Consider the following 18,550-nt stretch of genomic DNA (forward strand, 5'->3'; position numbering starts at 1 on the left):
TTTTGCTTTTTATAATCTATCCACTTTAGTTTAATAGGAAATCTATTAAATGCTATCATATGGGAATTAAAAATACCTACTTGTTTTATAGAATTTAAGCTTATTTGTTGCTTTTTCAATGTCTCAAATTCGGTTTTCTCATGTGATTCACTAGGTCATGATATGACAGAGTGCCCATTTATGTACACCCCCGACCGAGGGTGTACCAATGGGTGAAAGATAGCGTGCCGCTATCTTTCTAAACGTTGGCTAAGCCAATAGCCTACGGAAGAAACGATTAGTTAAAGGAGCAGTAGATAATGAGTACTTACTATCTAAATGTAAATATGATTAGTAGAGGAAAAGGACAATCAGCAGTTGCAAGTGCTGCCTATCGAAGTGGTGAAAATTTGTATTCAAAATTGGATATGGAAACAAAGGATTATAAAACAAGAAGTGTTCAACCAGATACATTTATTGAGGCACCTAAACATGCACCAGAATGGGTGTATAATCGTGAGAAATTATGGAACGAAGTAGAGTGGCATGAAAATAAATCTAATAGTCAATTAGCAAGAGAAGTAAGAGTTGCTTTACCGATAGAATTAGATAATGATATACAAAAGAAATTACTATCAGAATACGTTCATGAAAACTATGTCAGTCGTGGTATGGTTGCAGATATTTCAATTCATCGAGATGTAGAACATAACCCTCATGCACATATCATGTTGACAGTCCGACCTTTTAACGATAATGGAGAGTGGGGAGCAAAACAGAAGCGAGAATATTTGAAGGATGAAAATGGTGACTTTATTATCAAAGCAAATGGAAAAAAGAAACATAAAAGAGTTGATCTAACTGACTGGGATAAGATAGCAACATTAGTAGAATGGAGAAAAAATTATGCTGAAAAGGTAAACCAATACTATAAAGACTTTGACGTAAATGAGAGAGTATCACATGAGAGTTATGAAAAACAGGGACTGGATAAAATACCAAAGCATAGATTAAATCGAACTGAATATGCTATTGAGAAAAAGGAAAAGGACAAGGCAGAAAAGGCAGGAATGCTTTATATTCCAAAAACACATTTTGCAAAGTTAAATCAAGAAATAGAAAGTAATAATTATGATATATATAGGCTTAATGAGAGTATTGCTTACCTAAATCACAATCATGAAACCATTAAGAATATAATGTATAAGGAATTAAATAACTTAAGAGCTAAACGCTCTTTATCTGACGAAGATTGGTTATCTCTTAGAGTAGTAACTAAAACTGTTAAAGAACATGTTGATATTAGTAATGCGAAAGACAACCTAAAACGTATGCATAATTGGAAACAAAAAATGCAAAGAGAAAGACAATCTATTATGTCATACGGTAAAACATTAGAGAAAGCAAAAATTGTTTATAAAGATAATCCGAAAGATGTAATGATGTATGGTTTTAGCGCGAGTAAATTTGAAGTAGACTATCAATCCAAACATAAAGAATATAAAGAGAAAGTTAAACAATACTCTACTAAGATTAATGCTTATCGAGAACTTATTAAACATTCAGAGAGAGCCTATGATATTCAGAAAAAGTTTACTAATGAAGAATTTGCTTTCCTGTATCCTGATTATGCTATTAAATTAGGGGATAACAATAAGGCAATGGAATTGAAGTACTCTTATGTAAAAAAGTTCGAAAATGAAGGTGTATTACAGCGTGAAATACTTGAGTTGGAATCAGGTATTGGCAAGTATGATGATAATTATGTTATTGCAGATGAACTATTAAAAGACTGGAAAGAAAACAAAAATAGTTTAGTTATTTTACAAAGAATGAAAGTTAAACATCAACGAGAATATAAAGCACAATATCATGGAGATTGGGATTCTGAAAGAGTATTTGATAAATCCGTTCACTATTCAAATACTAATGAACAAATTAAATCTAAGGAAAATCAAAAAGATATAATAGAAAATAGGATGAATGATCATCTAAAAATTTTGTATCCTGAAATGGATGATAGCATTTTAGAACAAACTCCTTTACGGTCAAAAGCTAGATTATTAGAGTTACATGTTAGTGAAGAAAATACAGGTCAATTGTCCAAAGATATACGTATTGTTGAAAAAGAAATTAGGTTCGATTTACAAAAGGATAATAAGCAAAAAGATAATGACAATTTAGAACAATACAACATTGTTTCATCATCATCATCATCAAGTGCCGGAGATCTATTCGATATGATAGTAAATAATGCACAACATAACGAAGGTATTAAAGATGGTTTGAAACTGAAAAGGCAAAGGGATAGGAAAAGTAATAATAAGGTTAGGAAACAACGTATGGACATTGGAGACAATGAATTATAAAAAGGAAAAAACAACTTTCCTGAAAAAAGTGTGTCAGTCAACAAAACTACGGAAGGTATGACTCTCACATAGTTTTGTTGACTTACGGGGATACAATGTATATTTTAATCTTTTTAAAGAATCAGTTCACATTACATTGTATTGGACTCTTGAATACACATAGGATTTATATAAGTAATATGAAATAACCAAATGTAATTGAACTTATTTATAAGGTCCTAAAAATCGAACACCGTTAAAGTGAATTAAATGAGTTGGGGCGTCCGCCACCCATACTTCTGTCTCCCATGAAATTTCGCCAACATATCTTGCCATTACCGAACGGTTAGGAAATGCAGTAACATAAACAATACCTACTATGGAATCTTTAAACAATCTTGATAATTCTTCATGTCTTTTTCCGTCGACTGGACCATGACTAGTTACAGATTCAACAAGTATAAGCCAATTTTTATCAGGGTAATACAATACTACGTCAGGCATCTTCCCGTGGGAATCTATTGTGATCCCTAGTTCCTTCAAAAGCTCTTTATCAAAATAACCCATCTTTTCTCCTGTATCACCTGCATATATTAATTTACTACCAGGTACATAACCAGGTGCAAATTCTTCAATTATCGCCTTAATTAATATGCTGTGTTCACCGGGGGTAATATATATTTCTTTTTCTTCTGCAATCTGAACTGGTACTTTGTTTTGTTCTCTCTCTTTAGCATATCTTTCAACCAAGGTCTGTCTATTAGAAAGATAATTTGTTAAAGCAGAATCCCATTGAGTAGTATCATATTTCTTGATTAAGCTTAAAGTTTCTGGTTCTATTTGATAGACGGCTTTAGGACTATTAACCGCCCTTGTGAGATCATCTGGATTGTATAAAGCTATTCCAGCAGAGACAAACTGGTGCATCGTAAATCGCCTAAATGTTTCACGGGAGTTAGGTGCGTATAATTTCCCATAACTTTCCTTTGCAAATTCCATCATGGGTGTAATACCTATTAAAGGACTGGTTGCATCAGACCAAGCTTTGTCCTTGGTGAGGTTTAAAAGAGCAAGCAGACACAACCCAGAACGCTCATTTTGCTGTGCTCTAGGTAATCCTAGACATTTGATAATGTGTATTGCTTGTTCGATGTTTGGATGTAGGCTTTCACTCAATTTTTAACAACTCCTCTAATTTGTCATCTATATCTTCTTGTTTTAGCTTATCAGTATTGAGTATTAACCATCGACCTAATTGTTCCAATTTATTAGTACTCGGGAATTTCATTGTTCTAAGATCTGTTGCATTTACTTGAGTATGTCCATTAAATATTCTAAAGTAATTATCTACTTGTGTTGTACTAAGATAAGCATATAATCCGTAAGCTATTTCAGTTGAAATTCCATGTTTTTTAAAGTGAAGTACATTTAGCCCGTTTTCAAATCCAACTACTGGATAATCTACGCTGTCCTGAGTTAATATGCCTGCAACTATCCTTCGTTTCTCTTCTTTTGAAGAAAACCTTTTTACTACTACATAGTTTCCAATTGGATATAACCACTTTTCTACCCTTTCATTCCTAACTATCGCATTAGGCTTTTTCATTTCCTTTGGATATTCTACTTTAGTGCTTATAAAATGATTCGGGTAGAACAGAGGGACTGTTCCTTCTTCTGGCATTTGCCTTAAGTTCTCTTTAACTCTAAAATCTACAACCGGCCCGGTCGATACCTCTATATTTAATTCTTGAAGTGAATAACATACAGAAGGGAATTTTTCTATAATAGTTTCTTCATTTGATGTGTTTATATGGATGAATTTTTCTATATCATTAGGTTGAACGATTTTTTCAAATGGATAAATATACTCAGTGTAATCAGAAAAAGTATCATCAGTAGAAATAGAAATAGTTACATCTTTTTGTTTACCATTACGCTCTAACATTAAAATTACATTTTCTTGTAGAACTTCGTCATCTCTAAATGCCTTGTTTCTCGATTCAAACAGATGCATATGCTTTATAGAGGTTTTTTCTAAAAGAAGTTCTCTGAAATTCCGGAAATACGGTCCGTTACAAAAACTCCTAGGAACGATTGCCACAATTTCACCACCATTATCTGTTAGCAAAATTGATAAAGCTAAAAATGCAGAATATAAGTTGCCTGTTTCAATTCCTACACTTCTTAGGATCCTACGATAACGAGAGTCACTTTTAAACTTTTTATATGGTGGATTCAAAATCACATGTGTATACCTATTCCTATGATGGTCAAAAAGTGAGTTTTCTTCGATTATATTAGCCACTGCCCATTCAATAAAATCATCAATGATGATTTTACTATCTAAATTAATTTTCTCTTCGAACAGTGACAAAGTATTGTATATTCTTGGCTCTAATAATTCATCTATTTCAAATAAATTAACAGTTGCTTTATTACTTAAATTCTCTTCAATCAACCTAACAAGAACAGCACTAGTTAATGAACCTATGCCTGCCCCTGGATCGAGGATTTTTGGACATTTCATCTTTTCCTTACTAAAAAGAGAAGCCATAAATTGTGAGATATTTGAGGATGTAAAAAACTGTCCTAACTCTGACTTACGTTTAAGAGATGCGTTAATCTCTAGTCTGGTTTTATCTATACTTTGGAGAATTTGAGTCATAATTACACTTCCTGACATATTAACATTTAACTTTATTCATTTTAACATTAAAAATTAATATAATCACACAAAACTCGTTGTTAGTAAACAAAGAGAGCTTAAAGAATAGAATGAGTATTTACTACTATTCTTATTTATACAAAAATAAGAATGTTATAATATACATATCTTTGTTCGAATAGGAGTGTAAAAAAATATGTATGTCTCCGATTTGTATATTAGTAACTTTAGAAGTATTAAAAACATCCATATCCCGTTGGGTAAAGGTAAAAATGTTATTGTTGGTAAAAATAACTCTGGCAAAACTAATATCATTAAAGCACTTAATTTAATACTGGGAGAAAAAACGCCAACTGCAAATAGTTTTGAAGAGAGGGATTTTCACGTTAGTAAGACAGAAAGTGAAAGTAATACTCGTGATTTGGAAGAGATATTTATAGCAGCAAAATTAGCAGGTAGTGATTTTAATCAAGATGAACTAAAAAAGGTGAAATATATACGTGAGCATATGTTTGGACAGGGTGATTGGTTAAAGATTAATGAAAATTATGAGTTTGAATTGAATGATTTCTTTAAAAAAGATATTGACCAATTTGAATCAAAAGAGTTCGATACATATAAAGAAAGCGATATTAAAAACTGGGGGAAAGAGATTAATGAGATAGTTCTGTATGTTTATGTTAAAAAGGATGATGCTAACATCGAAGTTATTAATGGATTAGCAGTAAACAAAAATAATTATGAAAAATATTTAAGGTGCTATCCAGTTACTAATAGTTTGAGAGATGCTTTAATTACAAGTGCAGTAGTTCCCGCATTTAGAGAGCCGGATAATGAATTAAAATTAAATAAATGGAATTGGTATGGAAAATTAATGAACAAAGTGTGGATGAACAAAAGTGAAGAGTCAAATTCTGAAATAGAAGATATGAATACAAGGTTATCCATTCTTAGTAATAGAGTTTTTCAAAATACAAGTAATGAGTTAGAGGATATATTACAAAGTTTGTTTAGCTTTGAGGAAGTCTCTTTTAGAATATTACCAAAGGATAGTAAAGAGTTATACAAGAATATTCAATTGTATATTAATGATGGAATAGAATCTCTTTTAAGTGATAAAGGTACCGGTATACAAAGTGTAACCGTAATAACCTTATTTAAATATTATTGTAAGCATTTCCACAATAATCACTCTTTATTGGCAATAGAAGAACCAGAACTATATTTACATCCTCATTCTAGAAGAATGTTGTCTAACGAATTAGATGAGTTCGTTACGAGTGGAAACAATCAAGTAGTCGTTACTTCTCACAGTCCGGACTTTTTAAGAAACACCGAAATTGAGAATATAATCGTGGTCAGAAAATCTCTACATAATAATTCTACCCAAGCTTTTAAACTTGATGATAATGAGGATAGAGTACAAGAGATACAGAAAATAAAGCAATTTTTATGGGGGAGAAATTCAGAGATATTTTTTGCTGAAAAGGTTATTTTAGTTGAAGGCGGAGAAGAATACATAATCCCTATAATTGCTGATACATTATATAACCAAAAAGGAATTTTAGATATTGAAAATATATCAGTTATAAACGTTGGAGGAAAAAGCCAATTTAAAAGTTATATTAAACTTTTTAATGATTTATCTATTGATTATAGAGTTATAGCTGATTTTGATTTTTTGGAAACAGGAATTGAACAATTAAGTGAGTTTTCTCCTCATTTTAATTCACACCAATTGAGTGATATTAGATCAATTATTAGTGATTATAGTGAAGGGTTTGAGAAAAATAAAAAAATAAGTAATAAATTATTAAACGCAAATCAACAAGATGCAAAAGCTTTATGCTATTTATTAGATGAAATGTGTGAAAAAGAAGAATTTCTTGAAGAGCTGAAGAGTCTGTGGAGTTATTTGCGACCAAAGGTAAGTAAGAAAATTAATTATCATGATTTAATGGACAATGATAAAGCAATAGAAATGGTAAAAGAATTCTTGTACAACCTCCGTAAAGATAATATTGTAATTTTAAAGGGAGGGGAACTAGAGGATTTTTACAGGGAACAAGCTTTTAAGATATTTGAAGAGTCAGCAGTAAGGGGAAAAGAATTAAGAGTATTAAAATTAGCAGAGTTAATCCGTGAAGGCAAATATGATTTATCTAACGTGATAGATATCACTGAATATGTAGAGGCAATTTATGATTTTACAGCAAGGTCTCCTAGTTGTAAGTTAATATCTTCATGTAAATTAACTTTTGAATAAACTAAAATATAATTTATTAAGTCTTATTATTAGAAAACTAATTAGTGAACAAGTATAAATGAACAAAACATAGATTGAAAATGCTGTGTTTTAGTTTGTTCAAGTTGAGTGTACCCTAATTCAACAGTTCATTCAAAGAGCTAATAACTCCATTGTTAGAGATTATATGAATTAAACGTTTTTAATGATTACAGCCATTGAAATGTACCACCTCTCACACTATATTTACCACTACATAAATTAACCATTGTATTACGTAGTAGGCTAAATACTGTGCAGAAAAGTATATCCAAATTATGGAAGAATAATTAACAAGTTAGTGAATTTTTCCTGCTACTTGTTTTAGTTTAGAGTTGTCGGTGTCTAATTTTTAGGATAATTCAATTTAAATTATGTTTGAAAATATAAAGAGAAAAAAACACTTTGAAATATAAAATCCACTAAAAATGTTATAGTTACTGTTTCTGCTAGTTTAGATACTGGACATTTAAAAATAGATTTCATATATAGGAATAAGCCCCTCTTGCGATTTAAAGCAGGAGGTAGTTTCGTACAAGAAATTATAACAACGTTAAGTGGTTCATGTATATTCCATATGATAAAATGTAGTCAAACTAGGTAGTGGAAGATATATATATTGGAATGGGGGGCGATAGTTTGAGCGGAACATTGATTTACTCATATATTGAAGATATCGCTAAAAGGCTTCATGATCCAGCATTGCATGGTGCTGCGTCAGTCATGGTAGGCGCAGGGTTTTCAAAGAATGCTGATGTAGTTGATGATGAAACATCTGCACCAAATTGGGAAGAACTTGCAGTATCAATGTTTGAAGTGTTATATAAGAAACCTAGAAATAAAGCAGATATTAAAAACTGGGAAATTCAAAAGATCAAGAAGACTTCAGGAAAAAATGTATTGAAACTGGCAGAAGAGTACAAATCTGTTTTTGGGAGAAATAAACTTAACAAATTCATTGAAGGCAACATCAATGACGATAAGTACATTCCGGGTGATCTGCACAAGAAGCTCCTTTCATTGAATTGGAGGGATGTATTCACCACCAATTACGATACTTTACTGGAAAGAACAATCGATAAAATTAACGTGAAATTCAACTACAAGATTCTAACAAATCAAAATGATCTGCCAGGAAGCACCCATCCAAGGATAATAAAACTTCACGGTAGTGTCGATAGTTCAAAAAACTACGTTATATGTGAAGAGGATTATCGTATCTATCCAGTTCAATATGCACCACTTGTAAATACAGTACAACAAGCCATGCTTGAAACACAATTATGTTTAATTGGATTCTCAGGAGATGACCCAAACTTTTTGAGTTGGCTTGGGTGGCTCAGAGACAATATGGGTGAAAACTGTCCTGCTATTTATTTAGTTGGCTTATTTCAAAACATGAGTTCTGCCGAGAAAATGACACTTGAGAACCAGAACATTACAATTATAGATATTGGGGATATTTTTGATGAAAAAGAGAATGTAGGGCATTATGAAGCTTTAGAAGCATTTTTAAATAAGTTGACTGAGTATGGGCAAGAAAAAGAAAAAATCTTTGAACCAGTTCCTTATAAGAACTTGCAGTTTAAACAAGATTTTCACAAATCTATTGATGATAAGTATTTTGAAATTATGGAAGAATTTTTATGTAGGATGAAGGATAAGACAAATGGGTACTTGGCTTTCCCAAATACCCAAGAAACAGAAAGTTTCATAGATTCGTTAAAAAAGCACTTCATTGAACTACTTAAATTAAAACCTAGCGCCCAGCAAGTTAATACATTATCAAAGATTGTGTATTTATTGAGACGAAGTTACTCAATTTTGGAGGATCCCGAAGCAAAAAAAGTGAAATCTTTAATAGACGCATTTAAAGAAGAGAAATTGAGAACTGAAAAATCTCTTCTTACATCATGGGTTGACGTAGCTCTCTATTTAATGGAAATGTACCGGATAGATGGAAGGGACCAAGATTATAATAACTTGTTATCAAAAATAGAGAAGGCAACATCGAATCTTGATGGCTATTCTAAAGAAGAACTGCTAATAGAGAAATGCAAGTTCCTTATTGCATCATTTGATTACACTCAAGCTGTTGAAGAAATAGAAAGAATTAATCATGGTGTCGCCTTGGATATACAGTTAAAAAAGGTTTTTTTATATAAGCAAATTGGTGAAGAAGAAAAGGGAAAAGATCTATTAAGAAAAGCTTCAGCGGCTCTGGCCCAAAAAAAGTATTCTGAGCATAAAACCGCTTCACTCAAAGGGTATCTAAACTTATGTGCGAGATCTTTGATGTCTGGAATGAGAGAGCCATTTGATGATAGTTTCTCGGATAAAGAGTATTATTCAAATGGCTATAACGTAAGAAATATATATAACCAAATAAAAAATGATGTCAGTAATTCGCTTTTGCTTGCTTACAATGAATCAAGGGGTGAAAAACCTGGTTTCAATCCAGGTACATACAAAATTAGTTTTGGGACAGCAACCAAAAAAGAACAGGATGCTGTATTTAAGCCTTTAAAATATGTAATGTTTCAGGATCTATTATGTTTACCGAATACTTTTAGTGATCATAAAGAAATCCTGGCATTAGCTTTAAAGGGGATAATTCCAACAAGTTCAATTCCAACTTGGAAATGGTCATCAATTATCCGTACCAATGATAAGAAGATTATAAATGCATTCTTCACAAGGCAATTGATAGTATCTTCGGATGTAGGATGGATTGAAACTATTTCTGATCAGCTATTTAAGCTCGTTGATAAATTTAATTCTGAAGATAGTTTTTATAGAAGGAACAGAATTATTAAGCAAGAAACTATCTATGATATTCTATCAAGGTTCTCCATCGTAATGGAGGATGATAAAGTAATCAACTTGAGCAAGAAAATAATAGAACAGGGAAAACTGATAGATGACATAGATGATATTGAATCAAGGAGACTTACAGAATTTTTTAGGAGAATTCGATTTTCAATGAGTTCAGATGTTCTCTCACATTATCTTCATGAATTATTGTCATCAGATAGTATTCCATTCCATTTTCTAATCGAGTTTTTAGATATTGATGAGTCCATTGACCATCATATTAAAATATCAGATGATGTCTTCAACAAAGTTGTTGTAGAAATTGAATCAAGTGATGAAGTAACTAGAGATAAAGGTATTACCAAAGTTATTTTAATAAATTCAGTTGCTGCCCTTGGTAAATTTAAAACTAAAATTGTCGAGACCCTTTGGGGACAAAGAAATGATATAGGATTTCCTAAAACTAGTAACTTCAATGTCTGGGTATGGAATAATTTACCCTATCCAGATAATGTTGATTTAGGGAACCTTTATATGAACTTTTTAAAAAATCCACGATTTATTCGATCTGTGAAAGAGGGAATAATTTCGGGGATAGCCACAATTGATATCCGAATAAATGAGTATATAGAATGCTTTAGAAGGGTATCTGATTTTAGCAAAAACGGAAAGCTCTCATATGAATTTTCATGGACAAGTGATTTTTTTATAAAAATAATTAACTACATTTATGAATATTTGGATAACGAAAAAAAATTACTAACATTTAAGTATGATTTATTCGGTACTGAACAAGAAGGCAGAAAAAGGTTTGTTAGATTAGGTGATTTTGTTGCAATGCTTGCAGCTCAAGCATATTTGTCTGAAGTATATACTGAAGATGTAGTTGTTGAAGTAAAGAATGTTAAGAACCTCTTACAGGACAATAATGTTACATCTCTCTCTTTAGATATTATAGAAAAAGTAACTAAAGATGAAAGCATTGAAGCGGATATTGATAACCTTATGAACCGAGCAATAATCGGTGAGAGGGATGAGTTAGGTCAGGCAATGAATGTAATTAATCTCTTATTGGTGTTTGAGGAAAAATATGTAAAAGGGGTAAAAATCTCAAATCACCTTACTGAATTTATCAATTCATTGAAGTACTTTGATTTATCTAGAAGTAGTATGGTTATATCCAATTTGATATTTGTAATTGATCATCAAATTCTTATCCAAGAGCACTATAGAAGTGGAATCATTAAAGCTTTTAGGCAAAGTATAGATAAATTGGACTTGTCATTTAATGAATCCAACAGAGAGCTAATTGATACTATTTACAGTTTATCAATTTTAATAAGAAAATATTATGATAAGCTAATTCAAAATGGGATTAGTATTTCAAGTGATTTAGGCTCAATAATTGATGAGTTAAGATATTCTAAATTAAAAGAAGTTAGGTATATGTGGGAAGGTATTCAAGTATAAAACTCTTAGGGTTTTATAGGGGCTATATCGTGATGGAAAGTTAGATAGTTTAGATTATAGTATTGGAAAATTTTTAAAAATTTGGGTGTGAAAATGACTATTGCCTTGGGAATGTGGTTGCTTTGATAGGTGTTATCGCTTATCAATTCAGTGAAGGCAAGCTGAAAAAAGGTAAATATAAATTGTTGGGAATTGCTCTTATGTAATCAATATCACCAGTTTTGGATTTGTCGATAAGAATATCTTATGCAGCGATTGTTGAAAGTGGTTGGTCAGCATTGATTGTTTGGTATATCTCTCCAGTAATTTTTTGTAATAAAACTTATTATGTTATTGATTGGAATCTTTAGTAAAGAAGAATCAAATGACTTTATTGAATAATACAATTGGAAACTTTCACGGAACAAGAAATGTGCCTACTATTGCTATCTAGGACAAAATAAGGAGATAATTGAATTATATATAGGAGGAAAGCAAATGAAAGATGAATTAGTAAGCTATAGGGTAGGTGGATGGTGCTATTATGGTATTAACACTGCACAAAATCCTGCATTTAAGGAAACGGACAATGTAGGTAAATTTATGACATTTGGAAAAGGTGATATTTCAAATGAAATGCAAAGAATAATACTCAAGGGAATTAAACAAGGAGTCACTCCATTAATTAAACACCCTGATCCTGCTATGCAAGATTTTAATCCATATTCAAAAGATGACTGGGTAATTATTTGGTACTCCACTGATGAAGAGTTATCTTTAAAGAGTTTAGCAAAATTTCTAATTAATAATGAGTTGGTGAGAAAAACTAAAACTGGTAAATACTATAATGTTCCATTTAAATATGACGAACAAACCCGAAAAGGCGAGTACGGAAAGCAATTTAAGCCGTCCATTACCCTAAAGGATTTAATGGATTTGAATACCGGAGAATTCTATTAAAATATATAAAGAAAATGAAAAACCATTGATTTAAAATGATGTTTCATGTGAATAATATTATTTTTGAAAGGGGCTTGATTCCTTAAAGATCAGCCTCATCTTATTTTACATAAGGGCTATCCAGTTGAATAAGTACGTCATCATAAAACAATTTTATAAAATTGGGTGTAAGTGGAGGAAATGGCATTATAAAAAGGGAGTTTAAAAATAGAGCTTTTTTTAAAAATTGTTCGATGATCTTAAATAACCCAGTAATGAATAGAATAACACCAGAAAAACTGAGGAATTGTCGAGAGATGGAAGATGAAATTTTGAGTGAACTTATTGTGGGAACATTAAATGTAAACCAGCTAGGTGTTCAAATGGGGGAACTGTAAATAATCCTAATCAAGTAATTAATAGCATGTTGAGCAAGCTGGCTTATTAACTATATTAAAATTTTCTTTTCGACCAATCCGAACCAAAAAATTTTGCTTTTAAATGAGATGAAATATGAAAGAAACAGTAATCATGTTATTACTAAGGTTATAGAGATTTTGAAAGCATAATGAATAAAGTATGATACAGAATTATTTTAAAAGTAGAACTTTAAATTGATGATGTTTCTAGACATTAACTCAGAAAGGAGTTTGAAAATGGATGCTACTATTGCAACAATTTGCGGACTTTCTGTAGGACTTAATATAATCACGCTTACTCTTTTATATCAGACAAGGAAAATGCTAAAAGAAGAACAAGATAAATAAGAAGTGATATTGACTGGTAAAAGGTGAATCGATAACTGATCCTGAGAGATTGGACAATATTTTTTGAACAAGCCAAATCAAATGCCGAAATTGTGTTGTTTTTACAAATAAGATTAACAAATCATCAATGGAGAAAGATTCTAAAGACTAAATAGGAATGTAAGCGGGTTGACATTTTACATCACCAATATTCCAAATGTAGCATAATTAGCTTTTGATTTTAAATTTGTAATTGTATAATTATTAAAATTTTATTATGGGTAAGGTGGTGGAAAAATGTTTAAACGAATGAATGATATTCATAATGATTGCCTAAGACAAAACAAATTAGTATTAGACAAAGAATATAGATATGATTTTATTAATATTGAAACTACAGGTGTAATGATGTTGGATTCAATTGCTATAGCCCCGTATTTTTTTGTGTTTACAACCAAATTAAACTCTCCCTTCACTGTTTATATAAATATAATGCCAAACGACTGTATAGACCCACTTCAAATCACTAAACACCAAAATTGCTATTTTAAATACATAAATTTAAGAGATTTAAAAAACGAAAATTTGAAAATACATGATAATCTAATGATTAAAAAGAAAAGTAATGAAGTATTCGTATCAATTTTTGATCAAATCTATTATCATTTGAGGGATGATGAGGAAGTTAAAGTGGAAAAAGTTAATTATTTACTATTTGCCATAGCTCGCTATTTTAACAGTGAAATATTATTACCGCCTAACTTCTCTTTACAATTAAATATCATAGAAAAGCTATTCTATTATTATGAGATTGAAGATTTAGATGAACACGAAAAAACCTATGATGAGATAGTAAAATTAAACAAGGAATTAGAACATATAACTACTCAAAAAAGACTAGTACCAAACTAGATCTTATTATTAAAACAATTTAATTGAAGGTTTAAAGAGCAATGTTATTATGACTTTTAGTGTCCGAAAAGTGACCGATAAGTATTCAAATTACTCTTTTTTATGTTTTAGAAAACAACAGAATTGTTGAAATAGAAAGGTTTGTAGTCTTTATTCAATAGTATTTTAATGGTTAATATATGGGCGGCATGATGTAAGCCCCCTTTTTAACCCATTGATATAACGAGGTCTACCTAAGGGTAGGTCTCGTTTTTTATGTGGAGACAACAAAACACCCTCACTGTAATACTCTGTAATAAAAATTTCATAAAATAACCATTTTAATTTTACTGTTAAACGGGTATTACATATAATAGAAAGAAATAATAGTTAACAATAAACGATGGGGTGGAGAATATATGAGTTCAAATAAGAATGTAGAAGTAGGCGACAAAATATCCTTTATGTCTGGTATACAAGGAATTGTTGAGAAAATTAACGATAATTCTGTAATAGTGCAAGTTACCAAAAATAATACAGAACATGATTTTGAAGGAAATAAAACGGTTGTGGCTCATAAAAATTATGAAATTATTTAAAGTTGTAATAAAAAAATCACCTGCGTTCGTTTGTGAACGCAGGTGATTCATTCTATTGCTTTACACTCATTTTTTCTATCCAGTGAACAAAGTTATCCATCACAGAATCAATAAACTGTGCTGTTTGCTCATCGGTTAGATTGCCGTTTTCATCTATTTTCTCATGGACGGCACCTACATAAACTTCATTTCCGGGTAGTGTAATAGTTCCAACTCCAGGTGCATTTAAAATTTGGCGAAGATGCATTTGCGCTTTTACTGTTCCTAAGCGTCCCATTGATGCGCCAACGATCATTGCGGGTTTGTTTACCATTACTTTATCTACACGAGAAAACCAGTCAATAGCATTTTTTAATACACCTGAGATGGACGCATTATATTCAGGTGTCGCAAATAGGATGCCATCACTGTTTCTGATTTTTTCTCTAATATCCTCTACGATATCAGATGGATCTAGTTCATCATCCTGGTTATAAAATGGAAGCTGCCCAATTGGTAAGATCTCAATGTCCAGCTTATCCTTATATCTTTCCTGCATAAAAGATGTGAGTTTCATGTTATATGAATCTTTACGGTTACTTCCTACCATTGCTACTATTTTCACGTTGATTCCTCCGATTTTGTTCTGGTTGATTGTTGAGTGATCAGTATATTTTTATCAAATCTACGTTGTCAGTGCAAGTAATCTGTTTAGGTTCCTCATGCAATTTAAGCATTCAATTCAGTATATCCTCATGTCTAAGTATTGAATCATATGTTTCATCACATATTAAATAAATGTTATGATGATTTCACTTAAAATTTCAACAACACATAAGAACCTGCTAAGTGAGAGGAGAAAAGAATGGATTTCAACACCATCGTTAAAGAACTTGCAACAGAAATGAAAACATTCACAGAAATAAAAAATAGAAATATACAAATTAACGGGATTGCCTATGACTCACGGAAAGTAAGAGAAGGCTATCTGTTTATTGCGATTAAAGGTGTTCAAGCTGATGGACATCGTTTTATAGATGAAGCAATTAGACAGGGAGCTACAGTGATTATTGGAGAAAATGACATCTCCCTTGCGGATATTCCATATATAAAAGTAGAAAATACAAGAAGAGCTCTTGCTATTTTAAGTGACCGTTTTTATCATTCCCCATCAATGAATAAATTTATCATAGGGATTACGGGGACAAATGGTAAAACAACGACAAGCTATTTATTAAAACATGTGCTCGAGCAGGCAGATGTCTCTTGTACAATGATTGGTTCCATTCAAAACAGTGTAAATGGAAAAATCTATCCTTCAATGAATACTACCCCCGGCCCTTTGGAACTGAATCAGCTACTGTACGAAAGCAGGGATGAAGTAGTAATTATGGAGGTCAGTTCTCACGCATTAAAGCAATGTAGTAGATGGTATCCTTTTTGATGTCGCCTTATTCACTAATTTAAGTCATGATCATTTGGATTATCATGCTTCCATGGAAGAATATTTTAATGTGAAGAAGCTCTTATTTGATAAGCTAAAAAAAGAAGGAAAAGCTGTTGTGAATAGCGATGATAGCTATGGAGAACAGTTACTGGAGATCCTGGTTGAAAAAGGAGTGGCTTCTTTTACTGTTGGGAGAACCAAGCGTAGTGATATTAGATTTACGTCCCTGAATGAGTCGCAACAAAGGATGAAGCTACATGATGGAGAGAATTCCTTTGAGGTAGATACAAAATTGCCGGGGATGCACAACTTTTATAATATGGCGATGGCGTATATTACAGCAAGACTAGTGGGAGTTGCTCCGGAGACAATTGCTGCAGCACTAGCTAGTTTTACTGGTCTTCCAGGTCGTTTTCAGCAGGTGAAAAGCGGGGGCGTAACATGTGTTATTGATTATGCACATACGCCAGATGCTGTCTTTCATTGTTTGCAAGCAGTGAGACAAGCAGGTGCTGGGCGGCTTAATCATATCTTTGGCTGGCGCGGAGGCCGGGATGAGACAAAACGGAGCGAAATGCTCTCCATTTCTGCAGAGATTTCTGACAGCTATACGTTAACCTTGGATGATTTGAATGGGGTTGCCCAAGAGAAAATGATCTCTGATTTAAAGAAATTACAGAGTGAATATGGCATGAGTAATGGAACTATTATCCCGGATCGAACTATAGCGATAATGAAGGCGATAGAACATGCTGCCCCGGGTGACTGGATTGTTATTACAGGAAAAGGGAATGAGGAATACCAGCAAAATTTCTATCTTGATAGCAAGTCAGATGAAGAAACAGTCACATATTGTTTTAACAATTTAGTGATAGAAGGAGAAGAGGAATAAGCTTTGCTATATAATGCTATTTCTCTCTCACTTCTATCATAATTTTTGTTACGTAATGGTCTATCCCGTTAACAGATATTTCATCTAATATATATTCTTCATATGTCCAATTTCCCAATTTCAGATCTTCTTTTTGGATATAGTTAAGAAGCTTGGCATAGGTTTGATCAATAGTAGTTTCTCTTCCGATGTGATACCCAATAACATATAGGCCTGCTGCCTTTACATAGGTAATTGTCTGAGTCGGAATCGTTTCTAATCGATTATACAAATAATAATAATTATCAAAATCGCCCTCTAGCACTTCTTTTCTTCTAATCATTCCACCAATAGGGTGACCGCTATCTACTTTCATTTCTTTCAAACAAGACTGGAATTCTGAAATAGCTTCTAAGAATGCAGGATCTGTGCAATGGAAAATTTTTTTACTTATTAGTAAGCGCTCTTGCTGCATATACTCGATAGTAATTTGCGAATAATCTGTTTGGAGCGCATCTCTCGTTTGTTTATGCTTTGTTTGTATCATCGTTTGGAGGCGTTGCAATTCTTCAATTTGTTGATTAATTTCCAGGGATTTAACCGTTAATAGCTCCATTAACTGCTGTGGCGATTTAGTTTGCAAATAATCTTTAATTTCCTGTAAAGGCATTTTTAGCTGCTTTAACATCTCAATTACTGAAAATAAGCCATACTGGTAGTAAGAATAATATCTGTAGCCATTCTCCTTCTTTACTTCTGGGCTAAGAAGACCAATCTCATCATAATGAAATAAAGTTTGCTTCTTTACATTACATAATGCAGCGAATTCTCCTGAAGTAAATAATTTTTTTGAAGATGTGCTCATAATGAATTTCTCTCCTTGACTATATGGTAACCGGATACCTTAGTATTTAGCTATAACTATAGCATAAGTAATTATCTTAAGGCATGGAATTAGAGAGAGGAAGGATTAGTCGTGGAAATAGAAATTCATGACGTGAGTAAGAACAATTTACAGGAAATACTTCAACTTCATGTTGCTACTTCTCAGGAAAATTTTGTTGAATCAACAAGACAGTGCTTGAAGGAAGCAAGAGAATGCACACAGTACAAACCAGTAGGGCTTTATGCAGATGGAGAGCCTGTTGGATTTAGTATGTATGGATATTTTCCGAGAGAGCAGCGGCTTTGGCTGGATCGGTTCTTAATAGATGAACACTTTCAAGGAAAGGGAATGGGAACCATTTTCCTTCAAGCAATGCTGGATACCTTGAAAAAAGAATATCCAGCCCAAGCCATTTATTTGAGTGTATATGAAAATAATCTGCCAGCCATTTATTTGTACGAAAAATTTGGTTTCAAATTTATTGATGAAAGAGATATAAACGGAGAAAAAATAATGAAGCTAGAGACTGCGATGAGATAATCGCAGTCTTTTTATATGATTTGAAATAAGCATATAAAAAGATCCTCTTGATAAAATTTTAATAAGTGGGTTGACGTGGAAACGCATCCACTGATACTATGGCCAAGGTAGAA

At 32.1% G+C, this 18,550-nt stretch carries 12 protein-coding genes and 1 pseudogene; 9 read left to right on the top strand and 4 right to left on the bottom strand.

Going from position 1 to position 18,550, the window contains the following annotated elements; genetic code table 11:
- Nucleotides 1–299: 299 nt before the first annotated feature.
- Nucleotides 300–2,348: a MobQ family relaxase gene (gene mobQ, locus JCM12304_RS07880; protein ID WP_060679604.1), complete on the top strand. Its 2,049-nt coding sequence runs from the start codon at nt 300–302 to the stop codon at nt 2,346–2,348.
- 204 nt (nt 2,349–2,552) lie between these two features.
- On the opposite strand, the gene JCM12304_RS07885 is transcribed toward mobQ, so the two are convergent.
- Both JCM12304_RS07885 and JCM12304_RS07890 read right to left on the bottom strand, forming a co-directional pair.
- Nucleotides 2,553–3,503, bottom strand: coding sequence for a BsuBI/PstI family type II restriction endonuclease (locus JCM12304_RS07885; RefSeq protein ID WP_060679606.1), 951 nt, complete (start codon nt 3,501–3,503; stop codon nt 2,553–2,555).
- Nucleotides 3,496–4,992, bottom strand: a complete 1,497-nt coding sequence (locus tag JCM12304_RS07890) for an Eco57I restriction-modification methylase domain-containing protein (protein ID WP_060679608.1) — start codon at nt 4,990–4,992, stop codon at nt 3,496–3,498. The genes JCM12304_RS07885 and JCM12304_RS07890 overlap by 8 nt, the downstream gene beginning before the upstream one ends.
- A 196-nt stretch (nt 4,993–5,188) precedes the next feature.
- On the opposite strand from JCM12304_RS07890, the gene JCM12304_RS07895 reads away from it, so the two are divergent.
- From JCM12304_RS07895 to JCM12304_RS07915, 6 genes are all read left to right on the top strand, one after another.
- Nucleotides 5,189–7,258, top strand: coding sequence for an AAA family ATPase (locus tag JCM12304_RS07895; RefSeq protein WP_082388008.1), 2,070 nt, complete (start codon nt 5,189–5,191; stop codon nt 7,256–7,258).
- A 657-nt stretch (nt 7,259–7,915) separates the two neighbouring features.
- Complete coding sequence (locus JCM12304_RS07900) at nt 7,916–11,560, top strand: SIR2 family NAD-dependent protein deacylase (protein WP_060679610.1); 3,645 nt, start codon at nt 7,916–7,918, stop codon at nt 11,558–11,560.
- Between the two features lie 477 nt (nt 11,561–12,037).
- Nucleotides 12,038–12,499: a hypothetical protein gene (locus JCM12304_RS07905; protein ID WP_060679612.1), complete on the top strand. Its 462-nt coding sequence runs from the start codon at nt 12,038–12,040 to the stop codon at nt 12,497–12,499.
- A 233-nt stretch (nt 12,500–12,732) separates the two neighbouring features.
- Nucleotides 12,733–12,876 carry a hypothetical protein gene (locus JCM12304_RS19560; RefSeq protein WP_172675267.1) on the top strand — a complete coding sequence of 48 codons (144 nt, stop codon included), beginning with the start codon at nt 12,733–12,735 and terminating at the stop codon, nt 12,874–12,876.
- 645 nt (nt 12,877–13,521) lie between these two features.
- The gene (locus JCM12304_RS07910; RefSeq protein WP_060679613.1) at nt 13,522–14,136 is read left to right on the top strand and encodes a hypothetical protein; all 615 of its coding nucleotides are present in this window, start codon (nt 13,522–13,524) and stop codon (nt 14,134–14,136) included.
- A 398-nt stretch (nt 14,137–14,534) separates the two neighbouring features.
- Nucleotides 14,535–14,714 carry a YkvS family protein gene (locus JCM12304_RS07915; protein ID WP_019375575.1) on the top strand — a complete coding sequence of 60 codons (180 nt, stop codon included), beginning with the start codon at nt 14,535–14,537 and terminating at the stop codon, nt 14,712–14,714.
- Between the two features lie 52 nt (nt 14,715–14,766).
- On the opposite strand, the gene JCM12304_RS07920 is transcribed toward JCM12304_RS07915, so the two are convergent.
- A complete protein-coding gene (locus JCM12304_RS07920) occupies nt 14,767–15,318 on the bottom strand; it encodes an NADPH-dependent FMN reductase (RefSeq protein ID WP_019375576.1) in 552 nt (183 codons plus the stop codon).
- A gap of 370 nt (nt 15,319–15,688) precedes the next feature.
- Between JCM12304_RS07920 and JCM12304_RS20325 the strand changes: the two are divergent.
- Nucleotides 15,689–17,029 (top strand): annotated as a pseudogene (locus tag JCM12304_RS20325) (Mur ligase family protein); the annotation flags it as partial.
- Between the two features lie 19 nt (nt 17,030–17,048).
- Here JCM12304_RS20325 and JCM12304_RS07930 read toward each other — a convergent pair.
- Nucleotides 17,049–17,876: a MerR family transcriptional regulator gene (locus tag JCM12304_RS07930; RefSeq protein WP_060679615.1), complete on the bottom strand. Its 828-nt coding sequence runs from the start codon at nt 17,874–17,876 to the stop codon at nt 17,049–17,051.
- A 111-nt stretch (nt 17,877–17,987) separates the two neighbouring features.
- Here JCM12304_RS07930 and JCM12304_RS07935 point away from each other — a divergent pair, with 111 nt between their 5' ends.
- Nucleotides 17,988–18,437, top strand: coding sequence for a GNAT family N-acetyltransferase (locus tag JCM12304_RS07935; protein WP_060679617.1), 450 nt, complete (start codon nt 17,988–17,990; stop codon nt 18,435–18,437).
- Nucleotides 18,438–18,550: the final 113 nt, after the last annotated feature.

This window comes from Virgibacillus halodenitrificans JCM 12304, assembly GCF_001310895.1.
GTDB classification, from domain to species: domain Bacteria; phylum Bacillota; class Bacilli; order Bacillales; family Amphibacillaceae; genus Virgibacillus_Q; species Virgibacillus_Q halodenitrificans.